The 15465-nt window shown below is 73.7% G+C and carries 16 protein-coding genes; 6 read left to right on the top strand and 10 right to left on the bottom strand.

Translation table 11 applies throughout. The features are described 5' to 3' along the window. Positions 1-105: 105 nt before the first annotated feature. From ABZ272_RS26790 to ABZ272_RS26830, 9 genes are read right to left on the bottom strand one after another with little or no spacing between them, the layout of a single operon-like run. Positions 106-450: an antibiotic biosynthesis monooxygenase family protein gene (locus tag ABZ272_RS26790; protein ID WP_355052681.1), complete on the bottom strand. Its 345-nt coding sequence runs from the start codon at positions 448-450 to the stop codon at positions 106-108. Then, positions 447-1697 (bottom strand): beta-ketoacyl synthase N-terminal-like domain-containing protein, encoded by a 1251-nt coding sequence (locus ABZ272_RS26795; protein ID WP_355052682.1) that lies wholly within the window; start codon positions 1695-1697, stop codon positions 447-449. The genes ABZ272_RS26790 and ABZ272_RS26795 overlap by 4 nt, the downstream gene beginning before the upstream one ends. After that, positions 1694-2962 carry a beta-ketoacyl-[acyl-carrier-protein] synthase family protein gene (locus tag ABZ272_RS26800; protein WP_355052683.1) on the bottom strand — a complete coding sequence of 423 codons (1269 nt, stop codon included), beginning with the start codon at positions 2960-2962 and terminating at the stop codon, positions 1694-1696. Before ABZ272_RS26800 ends, ABZ272_RS26795 begins: the two co-directional genes overlap by 4 nt. After that, positions 2959-3363: a cupin domain-containing protein gene (locus ABZ272_RS26805; protein WP_355052684.1), complete on the bottom strand. Its 405-nt coding sequence runs from the start codon at positions 3361-3363 to the stop codon at positions 2959-2961. The genes ABZ272_RS26800 and ABZ272_RS26805 overlap by 4 nt, the downstream gene beginning before the upstream one ends. Further along, positions 3356-4165, bottom strand: coding sequence for an SRPBCC family protein (locus ABZ272_RS26810; RefSeq protein ID WP_355052685.1), 810 nt, complete (start codon positions 4163-4165; stop codon positions 3356-3358). The genes ABZ272_RS26805 and ABZ272_RS26810 overlap by 8 nt, the downstream gene beginning before the upstream one ends. Continuing rightward, positions 4162-5592 carry an acetyl-CoA carboxylase biotin carboxylase subunit gene (locus ABZ272_RS26815; protein ID WP_355052686.1) on the bottom strand — a complete coding sequence of 477 codons (1431 nt, stop codon included), beginning with the start codon at positions 5590-5592 and terminating at the stop codon, positions 4162-4164. Before ABZ272_RS26815 ends, ABZ272_RS26810 begins: the two co-directional genes overlap by 4 nt. A gap of 14 nt (positions 5593-5606) precedes the next feature. After that, positions 5607-6182 carry an acetyl-CoA carboxylase biotin carboxyl carrier protein gene (gene accB / locus ABZ272_RS26820; RefSeq protein WP_355052687.1) on the bottom strand — a complete coding sequence of 192 codons (576 nt, stop codon included), beginning with the start codon at positions 6180-6182 and terminating at the stop codon, positions 5607-5609. Beyond that, the gene (locus ABZ272_RS26825) at positions 6179-7936 is read right to left on the bottom strand and encodes an acetyl-CoA carboxylase carboxyltransferase subunit alpha (protein ID WP_355052688.1); all 1758 of its coding nucleotides are present in this window, start codon (positions 7934-7936) and stop codon (positions 6179-6181) included. Before ABZ272_RS26825 ends, accB begins: the two co-directional genes overlap by 4 nt. After that, the gene (locus tag ABZ272_RS26830; protein ID WP_355052689.1) at positions 7933-8271 is read right to left on the bottom strand and encodes a TcmI family type II polyketide cyclase; all 339 of its coding nucleotides are present in this window, start codon (positions 8269-8271) and stop codon (positions 7933-7935) included. Before ABZ272_RS26830 ends, ABZ272_RS26825 begins: the two co-directional genes overlap by 4 nt. A gap of 424 nt (positions 8272-8695) precedes the next feature. On the opposite strand from ABZ272_RS26830, the gene ABZ272_RS26835 reads away from it, so the two are divergent. The 5 genes from ABZ272_RS26835 to ABZ272_RS26855 all read left to right on the top strand — a co-directional run bounded on the left by ABZ272_RS26835 (position 8696) and on the right by ABZ272_RS26855 (position 14004). Next, positions 8696-9505: a BTAD domain-containing putative transcriptional regulator gene (locus ABZ272_RS26835; RefSeq protein ID WP_355052690.1), complete on the top strand. Its 810-nt coding sequence runs from the start codon at positions 8696-8698 to the stop codon at positions 9503-9505. Positions 9506-9598: 93 nt separating this feature from the next. Then, positions 9599-9946 (top strand): TcmI family type II polyketide cyclase, encoded by a 348-nt coding sequence (locus ABZ272_RS26840; RefSeq protein ID WP_355052691.1) that lies wholly within the window; start codon positions 9599-9601, stop codon positions 9944-9946. Between the two features lies 1 nt (position 9947). After that, positions 9948-11297 carry an NAD(P)/FAD-dependent oxidoreductase gene (locus ABZ272_RS26845; RefSeq protein WP_355052692.1) on the top strand — a complete coding sequence of 450 codons (1350 nt, stop codon included), beginning with the start codon at positions 9948-9950 and terminating at the stop codon, positions 11295-11297. A gap of 238 nt (positions 11298-11535) precedes the next feature. After that, entirely contained in the window at positions 11536-12591 is a 1056-nt protein-coding gene (locus ABZ272_RS26850; RefSeq protein WP_355052693.1) for a hypothetical protein, read from the top strand. A 207-nt stretch (positions 12592-12798) separates the two neighbouring features. Then, positions 12799-14004 (top strand): low temperature requirement protein A, encoded by a 1206-nt coding sequence (locus ABZ272_RS26855; protein ID WP_355052694.1) that lies wholly within the window; start codon positions 12799-12801, stop codon positions 14002-14004. 12 nt (positions 14005-14016) lie between these two features. Here ABZ272_RS26855 and ABZ272_RS26860 read toward each other — a convergent pair whose 3' ends face one another. Further along, the gene (locus ABZ272_RS26860; protein WP_355052695.1) at positions 14017-14844 is read right to left on the bottom strand and encodes a hypothetical protein; all 828 of its coding nucleotides are present in this window, start codon (positions 14842-14844) and stop codon (positions 14017-14019) included. Between the two features lie 230 nt (positions 14845-15074). Between ABZ272_RS26860 and ABZ272_RS26865 the strand changes: the two genes are divergently transcribed. Next, positions 15075-15281, top strand: a complete 207-nt coding sequence (locus ABZ272_RS26865) for a hypothetical protein (protein WP_355052696.1) — start codon at positions 15075-15077, stop codon at positions 15279-15281. Positions 15282-15465: the final 184 nt, after the last annotated feature.

Consider the following 15465-nt stretch of genomic DNA (forward strand, 5'->3'; position numbering starts at 1 on the left):
GTGCTCCCGGTGGTCACGGCGGTGGTCGAGTTGATCGTCTGCAGGTCGCCGATGTGGGGGCGTCCGCGCGCTCGGATACCCCCACATCGGCGACCTGGTGTGGAGTCAAACGGCCGCGAGAGGCGTCTCGTCCGGCAGGCCTTGCGGGGTCTGGGCGTGGATGTGGAAGCGCAGCGAGCGGGCGTCGGTGAAGCACTCCCGCATCGGCCGCACCAGGTCGCGGTGCTCCTCGGTGCGCTCCCACGCCTCGAAGTCGGCGAGGCTCGCCCACTCGCTCGTGATCAGCCACTGCTCCGGGTCGGTCGACGAGCGGCACACCTGGTCCACCAGGTGCCCCGGCACGCCGTCGGCGACCAGGTGCCGGATCTGCTCGTACGCGGCCAGAAACGCCTCCGTGCGCGGCGCCGGCACTCGGACCAGGAAGACCACTCGGGCCCGCTCTTCGCTCACGGCGTCTCTCCTTCCGTCGGCGCGGCGCCCCGCAGGACCAGCGCGCTGTTGAACCCGTCGAAGCCCCGCGCGCAGACCAGCGCCAGCCGGCTGCGCGGCCGGCGATGCTCACGCAGGAAGTCCAGCTCGCACCCGTCGGCGACCTCGTCGGGGCCGGCCGAGGCGGGCAACGTGTCGTGCGCGAACGCGAGCAGGGCGGTGGCCACGTCCAGCGCCGAGCCGCCCTGGTGGGCCCGGCCGGTCAGCGGCTTCTGGGTGGTGACCGGGGGCGGCCGGTCGGCGAACACGGCGCGCAGCGCCGCGGCCTCGCTGCGGTCGTAGCGGGGCACGCCGAGGGCGTCGGGCAGCACCACGTCGATGCCGCTCGACGCGACGCCCGCCCGGTCGAGGGCCAACCGCATCGCCCGCGCGTACTGGATCGGGTCGCCGGCGCTGTCGACCGTGGTGTGCGCGGCGTCGTGGGTGGCCCCCCAACCGCTGACCTCGCCGTAGATCCGGGCCCCCCGGGCCACCGCGTGTCCCAACTCCTCCACCACGAACACCGCGCCGCCCTCGGCCGGCAGGTAGCCGCTGGCCGTCGCGTCGAACGGCCGGTACGCCCGCTCCGGGTCGGCGACGTCGCTGAGCAGCCCGGAGCGCAACTGGCAGGCCAGGGCGTACGGGCTCAGTGGACACTCGGTCGCCCCGGCGATGACCACCGGCGTCCCCCGGCGCACCGCGCGGGCGGCGTGCGCGAGGCTGTCCAGCCCGCCGGCCGCCTCCGCGACCAGCACGCCGCTCGGCCCCTTGAACTGGTGGTGGATGGAGAGCTGTCCGACGCTCGCCGCGTAGAACCAGGCGATCGACTGGTACGCGCCGACGGTGCGCGACGGCCCACCCCAGAGCCGTTGCAGTTCCCGCTGCCCGAACAGGTTGCCCCCGGACGAGCTGGCCAGGGCCACCGCGTAGCCGTACGGGTCGGGCGCCCGCTCGGGCAGCCCGGCGTCGGCCAGCGCGAGGCGGGTGGCGGCGAAGCCGAGGTGTGTCCATCGGTCGGTCTGGACCAGTTGCCGGCTCTCGGCGTAGGACTCGGCCGCGAAGTCAGGCACCTCGCCGCCCAGGCGGGTGGGGTAGCCGGCCGGGTCGAAGAGCGTGATCGGCCCGGTGCGCCGGGTGCCGGCCAGGACGGTACGCCAGTGCGCGTCCGCGCCGACGCCGCTGGGCGCGACCACACCGATGCCGGTGACGACCGCCCGGGCGGTGCTCACGCCGCCGCCGGAAGTCGGCGGAACACCATCGCCGACTGGAAGCCACCGAACCCGCTGCCCACCGACAGCGCCACGTTCACCGGCACCTCCCGCGCCTCGTTGGGTACGTAGTCCAGGTCGCACTCGGGGTCACGGGTGCTCCAGTTGGCCGTCGGCGGCACCACCCCGAACTCGATCGCGAGAGCGCAGGCGGCCATCTCGATCGACCCGATCGCCCCGAGTGAGTGCCCGACCATCGACTTGATGGAGCTGATCGGCACCCGGTACGCGGCCTCGCCCAGCGCCCGCTTGAACGCGGCCGTCTCGTGCCGGTCGTTCTGCCGGGTGCCCGAGCCGTGCGCGCTGATGTAGGAGACCTGCTCGGGGATGATCCGGCCCTGCCGCAGCGCGTCGCTGACGGCGAGGCCCATCTCCAGCCCGTCGGGGCGCAGTCCGGTCATGTGGAATCCGTTGCTGCGGCTGGCGTAGCCGGCGACCTCGCAGTAGACGTGGGCGGCCCGCCGTCGGGCGTGCTCGGCCTCCTCGAGCACCAGCACGGCCGCGCCCTCGGCCAGCACGAATCCGTGCCGGTCGGCGTCGAACGGGCGGGAGGCGTGCGCCGGGTCGTCATTGTCGGGACTGGTCGCCTTGATCGCGTCGAACGAGGCGACGGTGACCGGTGAGATCGGCGAGTCGGCCGCGCCGGCCAGCACGATGTCCGCCTCGCCGTCCACGATCATCTGGTGGGCGTAGCCGATGGCGTCGATACCGGACGTGCAGCCGGTGGAGACGACCTGCGCGGGGCCGTGCAGGCCGTGCCGGCAGGCCACGTCGGCGGCCAGGCTGCTGGGCACCAGTGCCTGGTACAGGTACGGGCCGCCGAGCGCCGCGTCCACCAGCCACCGTCGACCGTGCTCGCTCACCCGCACGTACTCCTCTTCCAGGGCCATCGTGCCGCCCACGGCGGTGCCGAGCACCACCCCGGCGCGGTCCCGCTCGGCGTCGTCGAGCACCAGGCCGGCGTCCGCGATGGCCTCGGTGGAGCAGGCCAGCGCGAACTGCACGTAGCGGTCGGCGCGCCGCCGCTCGGCGTCGGTGAGCCCGGCGGCGACCGGGTCGAAGTCACACTCGGCGGCGATCTGCGAGCGGAACGGCGACGGGTCGAAGAAGCTGATCCGCCGGGTGGCCGTACGCCCCTCGGTGATGGTCTTCCAGAACCGGTCCCGGCTGGCGCCGCCGGGAGCGACGACGCCCACGCCGGTCACCACGGTGCGACGCCCGGTCATGATCCGCCCCGCTGTTCGACGAGTTCGGTGTCGACGTGCCCCAGCTCGGGGCGCGGGGCCAGCGGGCCCAGGTGGAAGACCACCTCGGCCGGCTCCGTGCCGGTGTTGCGAAGCCGGTGCCGCACGTTGACCGGTACGAACAGCGCCTCGCCGGTGGCCACCTGCGTGGGCTGGTCGTCCAGGTCCACCGTGATCGCGCCGCGAGCCACGTACAGGAACTCCTCGCTGTAGGGGTGGTAGTGCTCGGCGATCCGCTCGCCGGGCGCGAGGGTCGCCACCCCGAGGAAGCCGGAGGTGCTGCCGACGGTGCGGGGGCCCAACAGCACCCGCAACTCACCGCCGCGTCGCCGGTCCGCCGGTACGTCCGACGCCGCTATCAGCCGGGTGCCCAGGTCACTCATCGCCGGCCTCCCCCGCGGCGGAACCGGCCTGCGTCGAGGCGTCGCCGTCGACGGGTCCGGCCTGCGCCGGAACCGAGCCGCCGAGCGGGCCGCTCTGGCCGGCGCGGTCCCGGGCGATCCGCTCCACCCGGTCCTTGATGACCGCGAGTTGGATGACGCTGTTGGTGTTGATCCGCTCGGTCATGGCGGCGTTGTCGACGGGCGCGGTCGGCTTCATGGCGAAGTCCTGCGTCCAGGTCATCCGGGTGCCGCCGGTCTCCTCGGCGTAGCGCCAGTGGATCCGCATGTACTCGAACGGCCCGGTCTCCACCCGGTGCGCCCGTACCTGACGGCTCACCGGGTCGGCCGTACGCTCGCTGACCCAGCTCCACGCCACCCCGTTCTCGTCCGGGTACATGGTGAGCCGGAACCGTACGGTGAGCCCGTCGCGGTGCAGGATCTCCACCACGGCGTACTCGGTGAACAGCTCGGTCCAGTTCGCCACGTCGTTGGTGACGTCCCAGACCAGCGGGAGCGGCGCGTCGATGACCACGGTGTTCTCGGTGTGTCCGGGCGGGTCGGTACGGCGGGCGACCAGGTCGGCCACCGCCGCGATGCTCAGTTGCCCGGCCTGCTCGGGGATGCTCACCTGCCACCGGTCGGCGACGACCGCCGAGAGTTCCAGCAGGGCGAGCGAGTCCATGCCGAGTTCCTCCAGCGACGCGGCGGGCGTGCGGGCCGCGGCCTCGGCGTCCAGGCCGCAGTGCGCCACCAGGATGTCGGTGATCTCGGCGGTCATCGGGCGACCATGGGTGACGGTCATCGGGTCCTCCTGTGGGTTACGTCGGGCTCCGCGGCGGGCGCGGCGCGGGGTGTGGGGGTGGCCGCCGGCCGCGACGCGGGCGCGGCGAGCAGGCGGTCCACGAGTCCGGTGGTGTAGCGGCCCTTGCGGAACCCGGCGTCGTCGAGCACCCGCCGGACGAACGGGATGGTGGTGTGCACACCCGGACCGGCGATGTCGAACTCGTACAGGGCGCGTTCCAGCCGGTTGAGCGCCGACTCCCGGTCCGGCGCCCAGACCACGACCTTGGCCAGCAGGGAGTCGTACCAGGGGCCGACCAGGTAGCCGGCGCGGGCGTGGGTGTCCACCCGGGTGAACGGGCCGCCCGGCGGGGTGAACCGCTCGAGCCGTCCGGGGGTGGGGGCGAAGCCGCGTGACGGGTCCTCGGTGTTCACGCGGCACTCCACGGAGACGCCGCGCAGTTGTATCTCCTCCTGCCGCCACCGAAGCGGCACGCCGGCCGCGATGTGCAGTTGCTCGTGCACCAGGTCGATCCCGGTGACCATCTCGGTGACCGGGTGCTCCACCTGGATCCGACAGTTGATCTCCAGGAAGTGGAAGCGTTCCTCGGCGTCGACCAGGAACTCCAGGGTGCCGGCGCCGACGAAGCCCACTTCCAGCGCGCCCCGCAGCGCGGTCTCGGCGATGGAGTCGAGCGTCCCGGCGGACAACGCGGGGGCGGGGGCCTCCTCGACGAGTTTCTGGTGCCGGCGCTGCACCGAGCAGTCCCGGGTGCCCAGGTGCACGCCGTTGCCGTGGGCGTCGCAGAGCACCTGCACCTCGACGTGCCGGGCCTCGGTGAGGTAGCGCTCGACGTACACCCGGTCGTCGCCGAAGGCGGCCTGGGCGGCGGCCCGCGTCCGCGCGTACGCCCGGGCCAGCTCGGCCGGACGGCGTACCACGGTCATCCCCCGGCCGCCGCCCCCGGCGGCGGCCTTGACGATCACCGGGTAGCCGACGGAGTCGGCGACCTCGGCCGCCGCCGCGGCGGTGGCCACCGGCGCGACGCTGCCCGCCGGCAGCGGCAGTCCGGCCCGGCTCATCAGGGCCCGGGCCGAGGACTTGTCGGCCAGTGCCGCCATCACCGCCGGCGGTGGGCCGATGAACGTCAGGCCGTTGTCCGCGCAGATCTCGGCGAAGTCGGCGTCCTCGGAGAGGAACCCGTACCCGGGGTGGACGGCCTGCGCGCCCACCTGGCGGGCGGCCTCCACGATCGCGGCGGCGTTGAGGTAGCTGCGCCGACTGGACGCCGGTCCGATCCGGACGGCCTGGTCGGCGAGGCGGACGGCCGCGGAGTCCGCGTCGGCGGCGGAGTAGACCACCGCGGTACGGACGCCGAGTTCCCGGCAGGCCCGCAACACCCGCAGGGCGATCTCGCCCCGGTTGGCGATCAGGACGGTCTCGAACATGGCCATCCCCGCCGTCAGGCCGGATCCAGTTCGACCAGTGGCTGGTCGTACTCCACCGGCTGACCGTCCTCGACGAGGATCGCGACCACCCGGCCGGCCCGGTCGGCGCTCACCTCGTTCATCAACTTCATGGCCTCGACGATCGCCACCGGCTGACCGGGGCGAACCAGGTCGCCGACCGCGACGAACGGCCGCGCGCCCGGCTCCGGCGCGCGGTAGAACGTGCCGACGATCGGCGCCCGGATCGCGGCGCGGCCAGGAACCGGGGGGCGGATCAGCGCGGCCGGCGGACCGGGCGCGGCCGCGCTCGGCGGCGGCGTGGCGGCCGTCGCCGGCAGAGCCGGAGGTACGACCGAGCCGCCGGCCGGCTCGTCCGGATGCCACTCGATCTCGAGCACGGTCGCCCCGCTGCGCAGCCGGATCCGACGTACCGGCCCGGCCAGCTCGGCGAGCAGGTGCCGGGCCTGTCGGCGTAGCCCGGCCAGCACCTCCTCGCCGTCCGCGTCGAGCCCGTCCGCCGGGAGGCGCCCGTCGACGTCCGCCCGGCCGTTCGGGCCGTCGGCGGTGGACACCGTCGCGCCGGCCGTCATCGGGCACCCGCCTGGGTGCCGGCGCGGGTGCCGCCGAACCGACGGAAGCGCTGCCGTCGCAGGCGGACCAGCATCGCGGGCGGCACGTCCAGCAGCGGCACCAGATTGGCCAGCAGGGCGGCGCGCAGCCGCCGGGCGGTCTCGGCCGGGTCGTCGTGGGCTGCCGTCGCCGGCTCGGGGACGATCTCGTCGACGACGCCGAGGCGACACAGGTCGGGCGCGGTCAGCCGCAGCGCGCGGGCCGCCTGCGGGGCGGCGGAGCGGTCCGGCCAGAGGATGGCGGCGCAGCCCTCCGGGCTGATCACCGAGTAGACGGCGTGTTGGAGCATCAGCACCCGGTCGGCGACGCCGAGGGCCAGCGCGCCGCCGCTGCCGCCCTCGCCGGTGATCACCGTGACGACGGGGGTCGGCAGCACGGTGAGAGTGAGGATGTTCTCCGCGATCGCCGCCGCCTGCCCCTGCTCCTCGGCGCTGATCCCCGGGTCCGCGCCGGGCGTGTCGACGAGGGTGACCACCGGCAGGCCGAGTCGTGCGGCGAGACGCATCAGCCGCAACGCCTTGCGGTGCCCGGCCGGGCTGGCCATGCCGAAGTTGCGGGCGACCAGTTCGGCGGTGGTGTGCCCCTTCTGGTGGCCGATCACCATCACGTGCCGCCCGGCCAGCCGGGCGATCCCGCCCACGATGGCCGGGCAGTCCCCGCCGAGCCGGTCGCCGTGCAACTCGACGAACCCGTCAAAGACCGAGTCCAGGTAGTCCAGGGTGGTGGGTCGGCCGGGATGGCGGGCCGTGCGCACGGTGTCCCACGCGTCGCGTACCGCCGGCTGCGTGCCGTCGTCGGCCGCCGCCGCGGGCGGTCGCTGCCCGTCGGCCACCGCCGGCGGGACCGCGTCCGCCAGACGCTCGTGGTGTCGCGCCGGCTCCTGCCGGGGTACGGACGCCCGCGCCGGACGGCGGGTGCGGGCCGCGGCCAGCAGCGCCGCCAGTCGACCGCGTAGCGACCGGCGCTGCACCACCATGTCGACCTGCCCGTGGCGCAGCAGGAAGTCGGCGGTCTGGAACCCCTCCGGCAGGGCCCGACCGGTGATCTGACGGATCACCCGTGGACCGGCGAAGCCCATCCGGGCGCCGCTCTCGGCGAGCACCAGGTCGGTGTTGGTGGCGAAGGACGCCGCCACACCGCCGTAGGTCGGGTCGGTGAGCACGCTGACGGTGAGCAGGCCCGCCTCGCGCAGGGCGGCGATCGCCTGGCTGACCGTGGCCATCTGCATCAGCGACAGGGCGCCCTCCTGCATCCGTGCGCCGCCGGACGCGGTGACCAGGATGAGCGGCACCCGGTCGTCGAGCGCCCGCTCGGCGGTGCGGGTGATCAGCTCGCCCACCGCGGCGCCGAGGCTGCCGCCGAGGAAGCGGAAGTCCATCACCGCCAGGGCGGCCGGGTGCCCGCCGATGGTGGCGGTGCCGCAGAGGACAGCCTCGGGCAGGCCGGTGGCGGCCCGCGCGGCGGTGAGCCGGTGCGGGTACGGGAGCACGTCGACGAAGTTCAGCGGGTCCGCCTCGGGTATCCGGTCGGGCAGCAGGCGCAGGGAGCCCGGGTCGACGAGTTGCCGCAGCCGCTCCGGCGCGCCGAGTCGGGAGTGCTCACCGCACTCCGGGCAGACGTCCAGGTTGCGACGGAGCCGCTTGCGGTAGAGCAGGCTCGCGCAGCCGGCGCACCGGGACCAGAGTTGCTCCTCCTGCCCCGCGGCGGCGGTCACGAGCGCCCTCCGGCGTCCGGGGCGTCGAACCGGTAGAAGCAGCGCGCCATCGCGTCGCGCGGGGAGCGCCAGGTCGGCAGGTACGGCGAGACGTACGGCCGGAGCCGGTCGCTGACCCGGATGAACTCGGGGTGGCCCCGGGCGGCCTCCACCGCGGGCTGCGCCGGCTGCTCGGTCTCGAGCAGGTGCACGTAGAGGTCGTGCAGCCGGTACAGCGCGCGGTGCCGGACGCCGACCAGGCGCGGCAGCTCGGTCGCGTCCGACTCGGCGAAGATTTCGGCGACCTGCGCCTGCGCGGTCGGTACGACCTTCGCGATGATCAGCGATCGGTCCATGACTGGGCCTCCCCCCACGGCGTCCGGGTCGGCCGAATGAGGCTCGGACGCGCTGGACGACTGCCGCCACGATGCGGCAGTCGTCGTCACGGCGGCGTCACCGCGACGGATCGACCGGCGACGCCCAACGGTGACGCTGCGTTGACGCAACCTGTGTATGAGCTATGCGTCCCTTGTGCGACACGGCTCGAAGGATCGACGTTTTTGCAGTTCAGAAGCGATTTCATGGGCGAGATAGGGCCAACGCGGGCGTTGACTCACCGTGACCGTAATTGATAATCTTCACGGTGGTCAGCCCGGCGGGTGGCGCCGCGCCTGGACAGCCGTGGTCGGATTCCATCGACGGAGCCGACGGTGGCGACGCGGGCAGCCGATCCGGGACACAGCAGACAGTCGGGACGAGCGTTCCACAGGGGGTGCCGCCGTGGCCGCTGATCCGTCCGTGCCGACCGTCGAGGGTCCCGGCGAGGGCGACCTCTCGCTGCACCTGCTCGGTGGCTTCCGCCTCCTGCACGCCACCGCGCACATCGTGGTGCCGCGCGGACTGCAACGGGTGATCGCCCTGATCGGGCTGCGCCCCGGCGCCACCCGCAGCCAGCTCGCCGGACTGCTCTGGCCCGACGTGTCGGAGGAGCGGGCGCTGTCGTCGCTGCGGACCGCGCTGTGGCGGCTGCGGCAGGACCCGTGCTGCCCGATGGTGGTGGCCGGCGACACCGTCCGGCTGTCCCCGGCCGTCCGTCTCGACGTGGACGACCTCGTCGGGACGGCCGAGCGCGTCCGCAACGGCGACGACCCGCGGACCACCGCCGGGGCGCTCGTCGCCGGCCGGCACGACCTGCTGCCCGGCTGGTACGACGACTGGGTGTTGCTGGACCGGGAACGGCTACGGCAACTGCGTCTGCACATGCTGGAGCAGGTGTCCGCCCAGCACCTCGCCGCGGGGCGGCACGGCGAGGCGTTGGAGGCCGCGTTGGAGGCGATGGCCGCCGAACCGCTGCGCGAGACACCGCACCGGCTGGTGGTCCGCATCCACCTCGCCGAGGGCAACGCCTTCGAGGCCGTGCACGCCTTCTACGTCTACCGGGACCTGCTGCGCCGCGAGCTGCGCCTCGAACCCAGCCCGGCGATGAGCGCCCTGCTCGACGACACGCTCGCCCCGATCCGGGCGGCCACCCGCCCCGCCGTCGGCCGGGACACCACCGTACGGCCGTCACCGGCCGGTCGGCGCACGTGACGGTGACGTGACACGGCCTGCGGCACGGTGACCGCATCGAGCACGTGACCACCGGCCTGCGGGTCGGGATCGGCCACCGGCGGAAGGGGTCCCATGAGTCGTCTACTGATCGTCAGCCGGATCATCCCGGGCGCGGAGGGGCGGGTCGCCCAGATCTTCGCCGAGTCCGACGCCACCGAACTGCCCGGCCTCACCGGCGTCACGCACCGGTCCCTGTACGGCCTGCACGACGTGTTCGTGCACCTCATCGAGACCTCGGACGTCAATCCGGGCGCCCTCGCCGCCGCCCGGAACCATCCGCTGTTCCAGCAGGTCAACGAAAGGCTCGCGGCGCACACCTCGCCGTACCTGTCGACCTGGCGCTCCCCGAAGGACGCCATCGCCGAGTGCTTCTACCGCTGGGACGCGGCCGACGTGGCGGCGCCCCACCCGGCCGGCTGACATGTCCACCACCGGACCGCACGTCCTGGTCATCGGCGCCGGCACCGGCGGCCTGTGCCTGGCGCACGGGCTGCGCCGCGCCGGCATCAGCGTCGCCGTCTACGAGCGGCACCGGCACAGCGGAGAAGGGCTGCTCGGATACCGGGTAGGCATCGGTCCCACCGGCAGCCGGGCACTGCGCGACTGCCTGCCACCCCAACTGTTCGCCACGTTCCTGGCGACCTGCGCGCGGCCGCCGAGCTACTTCAACGTCGTCACGCAGCGGCTGCGCGAGACCGCGTCGTTCGAGCTGCGACCGGCCGTCGATCCCGTGCGGACGGAACACTCGGTGGCCCGGATGGTGCTGCGCCAGGTGCTGTTGACCGGCCTGGCCGACGTGGTGCACTTCGACAAGACCTTCGTCCGGTACGAGCAGCACGACGACGGCACGGTCACCGCCCACTTCGCCGACGGGACCACCGCCACCGGCGACGTGCTGGTGGCGGCGGACGGCACGCACTCGGCGGTACGCCGCCAGTACCTGCCACACGCGGTCATCCGGGACGCCGGAACGATCAACATCGCCACCCGCATCCCGCTGACCGCGCAGACCCACGGTCTCGTGCCCGAGCGCGTCGCCAAGGGCATCTCGCTGATCTTCGGCGCCGGCGGCACGATGGGCGTGCTGCACGTGATGGAGTTCAAGTGGGACGCGAACCGGACGATCAAGCCCGGCGTCGGCGACGACGACGCGGCCCTGCTGCGGGCCTGGTCCGGCCTGTCCGAGCACACCAGCGCCGACTACATCAACCTCATCATCTGGAGCACCGCCCGTCGGTTCCCGTCCGACGTCCTGGAACGCCGGGGCGAGGACCTGAAGCGGGTCGCGCTGGACCTGACCCCGAACTGGCACCCGGACCTGCGGGAACTGTTGCGGATCAGCGATCCGGGCAGTGTCCTGCCGATCAGGGTGAGCACGTCCGAGCCGACGCCACCCTGGAAGAGCAGCACCGTCACCCTGCTCGGGGACGCCATCCACACGATGACCCCGGGGCGCGGGGTGGGGGCGAACACCGCGCTACGCGACGCCCGCCTGCTCTGCCAGCAGCTCACCGGCGCCGCCGCCGGGGACAAGACGCTCGTGCAGGCCGTGGCGGACTACGAAGCCACCATGGTGCCGTACGGCTTCGCCCGGGTCGCCGAATCGCTGAACCGCAGCGGCACCAACGGCGAGGACCGGATGTACCGCCCGGTGGTGGGCCGTCTCGCCCTGCTCGGCGCGCGCGGCTACTTCGGAGTGACCAGTCGGGTGCCGCCTCTGCGACGCCGTTTCGTCGACGACTTCCACACCTACGAGGGCGACGAGGACTGACCGCGGCACCCACCGACCCGGGTACGACGTGCGAGCGTCGTACCCGGGTCGCCTCGTGCCGGCCGCGACGTCGGCGCTGGTGGGCGCGACGCTGCGTCACCCGTCAGGCACCCCGCGAGGTGGTGGACGTCGACGCGGGCCGTACGACCGGTCCTGTCTGTCGTCGTCCGATCGCGTGTGCGAAGCTGCGGCGAGTTTTTCTCGTGACTTTCTCGACGAGGTGAGAAGGAGGTTCGCCGTGGAGTGGTCTATCGGACACTCGCTGATAGTGGTCGTGGCGGTGTTGCTGGGCCTGGCCGCCGGATGGTTGCTGCGCGGCCGGCAGGGCGCGGGGGCCGCCGCACAGCCCATCGTGGACGGTGATCCCGTCGCCGGTCTGGCCGTGGTCACCAGCCCGGAGCCGCCGGCCACGACCGACGAGGCACGGACGGCGGCGACCATCGACCCCGCTCCCGTGGCGGTCGCCGACGAGCCGACCCCGGTCGACACGGTCAGCGCGCCGGCCACCGTGACCACGTCGGACGATTCCGCGCCGGACGCCGTCGACCCCGGCGACATGGCCCTCACCGAAGCCCCGCCGGCCGTTCCGGCCGACGACCGGACCGACGCGGTCGACGAGCAGCCCGCCCCGGCGACGGTGGTCGCCCCGCGCCAGCCGCTGGACGACCGCACCGACACTCCGTCGGACGAGCCCACCGCCGCAGAGCCGATCGACACCACGCCGGTCGAGCCGATCGACACCACGCCGGTCGACACCACCCCGATCGAGCCGGTCGACACCACGCCGGTCGAGCCGATCGACGCCACGCCGACCGCCACTGACGCCACCCCGGCCGAGACCGTCCCGGCCGCGCCGGACGAGCAGGCCGACGCCGATGCCGCCGAGAGCGCGTACACCGGAACGACGCCGGCCGACACGACCCCGGCGGTCGCGGCCGGCCTGCCGGCGGCGGACGTCGACGAGGCCGAGCCGGCGCGGGCCACGCCGCCGGTCCGCGCGGCCGACGCCCCGCCGATCCCGGCGGCCACGGCGGACACCGACCCGACGGGCCCGGCGGACGACTTCCGCCGGATCCAGGGCGTGGGGCCGAAGATGGCGGCCGCGTTGCAGGCGGCCGGAGTGCGCACCTACCGCCAGCTCGGCGAGCTGGACGAGCCGGCGCTGCGCGACCTGATCCGGACCGCCGGCCTGCGCGCCGCGCCCGCGCTGGCCACCTGGCCCCAGCAGGCTCGGGTGCTGGCCGGCGCCGGCGACGCGGCGAGCGCCGTCCTGCCCGGCGGCGACCAGGGCTGACGCACCACCGTGAACCCCCGGACGTCCGCGCGGACGTCCGGGGGTTCGCTCGTTCCGAGCGCCGACGGAGGCCGGGACGCGGGTCGACCGACCGCCCGGTCGGGGGACGGTGGCACGAATCCCGAGGTGGCGGGGTGGGTCGCTGGCTAGCGTCGGTCGAGGTGGGCCGGACGGCCCGCCGAGTCGACCGGCACCGCAGGAGCGAGCGTGCAGTTCTCCGCGCCGGAGCCCGGGCCGGGCAAGACGCGACCACCGGTACGCGACCCGGATTCCCCCCGCCGGGTGACGCTGCTCGAACTCTTCTTCGACCTGGTGTTCGTGGTCGCGCTCGCGCTCATCTCGCGCGGCATGGTCGACCAGCTCGACTGGCACCGCGCCGGACAGGCGTTGATCCTGCTGGCCGCCGTCTGGTGGACGTGGGCGATCACCACCCTCGTCACCGATCTGTACGACCCGGAACGGACCGAGATCAAGCTGCTGATCGCCTCGGTCATGTTCGGCGCGCTGCTGATGACCACCGCGATCCCGGAGGCTTTCAACGCGCGCGGCATCGTCTTCGCCGGCACGTACGTGGCCATCCACCTGGGGCGCGGGCTGTTCCTGATGCCGGCCGTGCGTCGCCAACCACAGACCCAGCGCCGGGCGTTGCGCATCTTCACCTGGTTCGTCGTGTCGGCGATCCCCTGGATCATCGGCGCGTTCGTCGCCGGTGACGCCCGGCTGGCGTGCTGGGCCATCGCGCTGGCCATCGACTACACCGGCTTCCGGCTCGCGTACCCGGTGCCGGGGCTCGGGGTGGTGCCGGAGCCTCAGCGCAACGTCACGGCCGAGCACCTGTCCGAGCGGTACCAGCAGTTCTTCATCATCGCGCTCGGCGACGCCGTCCTGACCATCGGCACCATGTTCGACCTGGCGCACACCGAGGCCCAGAACATCGCCTCGTTCGCGGTGGCGTTCGGGACCACCCTGCTGCTCTGGCGGATCTACGTCCACAAGTCCGGCCAACTGTTGCCGGCGGCCATCAAGATGTCCGGCGCGCCGGGCAAGTTCCTGTTCACCGCCCCCTACACCCACCTGCTGATGATCGCCGGGGTGGTGACCACGGCCTCCGGGTTCGACCTGGTGCTGCACGACCACCCGGGACGTACGCCGCCGGCCTGGGTGGCGGTGATCCTCGGCGGCCCTGCGCTGTTCCTGGTCGGCCGGTCCTCGTTCGAGTACGAGGTGTTCAGCCGGGTGTCGCCGTCACGGGCCGGCGGGCTCCTCGCGTTGCTGACGATCGCGCCCGCGGTGATGTACCTGCCACCGCTGGCCGCCTCGTTCGGCGCGATGCTGGTGCTGGCCGGGGTCGCCTACGCGGACCATCTCCGGAGCCACGGCAAACCGCCGGAGTCCCCACGACCGCCGCACTGACGCGGCGGGCGGTCACACCAGCGCGCCCGCGTACCCCCGGGCCTGTAGCCGCTGCCCGGCGGTGTTGCCGAGGCGCACCTGGAGGCCCAGCGGCACGGCGGCCCGGCGTACGTCGTCGACGTGCAGCGAGCCGTGCCGGTCCACGGTCAGCACCGGCGGCTCCTCCAGCTCACCGACCGGCGCGTGGAAGGAGAGCAGGGTCACCGAGGTGGTGAGGTAGCCCGGGTAGGCGGCGCGGGCCACCGCCTCGTCCGGGTGGGCGAGCACCACCAGGTCGCGCAGGTGGGCGAAGTCGGCGGCGAGCGCGCCGGCCTTCCAGTGGGCCGGCTCGTCGGCGGCGCCGGTGTGGTGCCGGGACCGGTTCGCCGACGTGATGTAGAGGTGGTCGGTGCCGGCCTCGGCGAGCGCCCGCTCGAAGAACATGTTGGACGGGCAGGTGAGGCCGGGAGCGATGACCTGGGCGGTCCGCAGTCCGCAGTCGACCTGGGTGAGGTGGTCGGGCAGCCGCTCGGCGGCCGGACCCCGGAAGCCGAACGGTCCGGCACCGTAGAGGGCGTCCATCAGGGCCCGTACCCGGCCGACCGGCAACCGGGGCGAGATGCGGGACCAGTCGAACATCCCCGGGATACGTCCGATCGCGGTGGTGATGCTGCCGACCTGGTCGACGGCCCGGCCCTTGGCCAGGTTCACCCGGCGGACGGTGGCCGGGTCCGGGCGGGCGACGAGGGCGTAGACGTTGGCGAACGCCACCGCGACGACCGCGCCTCGGGCGAGCGCGCGGGCGGCGACCGCGACGTCGTCGGGGCGGTCGACGTAGAGCGATGGTGTCGGGACGTCCATGGGTCCTCCTCGGCGGGCCGTGAAGCAGTTCTACGTCCGATGCCCCGCGCGGCGGCCGGGTCGGTCGGCGATCCGATAGCCGCGCGGGGAGACCTCGTGCGGGCGGCCGATGCCGGCATCGGCCGGACGGACGATGCGGCGGGGGTGCGACGCGTCCACCGTTAGCGGCGCGACCCGATTGGGTACAACGCGTGCACCTCAGCTCCACCACATTCCTTCAGGAGGCAGCGATGCGCGGCACCTCGATACTCGGAGTCATCGTCGTTATCTGGCTGGTGATCGGCGCGGTCGCCGCCGGCCAGCGGGGCTACTACAGCGGCGACGACACCAACTGCGCCGAGGCGGGCACGATCCTGGTCACGATCGTGGCCGGACCGTTGAACTACATCGGGGCCAACCCCAAGATCGACTGTAAGCTGCCCGAGCCGTCCAAGTAGGACGAAGCAGGTTCACCCGGCCCGCGCCCGTATAGGGCGCGGGCCGTTTTCGGTCCCGGGATCGACCGGGCGGCCGACCGGTCGGCCGCCCCCGCGGTCGGCCGGTCGGCCGGGCGGTGCGCCCCCTGGGCGGTGGGGTGTGGGTGGGGGGAGCCCCCCGGGCGGGGGCCCATGGGTGGATAAT

It is taken from the genome of Micromonospora sp. NPDC005979 (assembly GCF_040614415.1).
In the GTDB taxonomy this organism is placed as follows: domain Bacteria; phylum Actinomycetota; class Actinomycetes; order Mycobacteriales; family Micromonosporaceae; genus Micromonospora.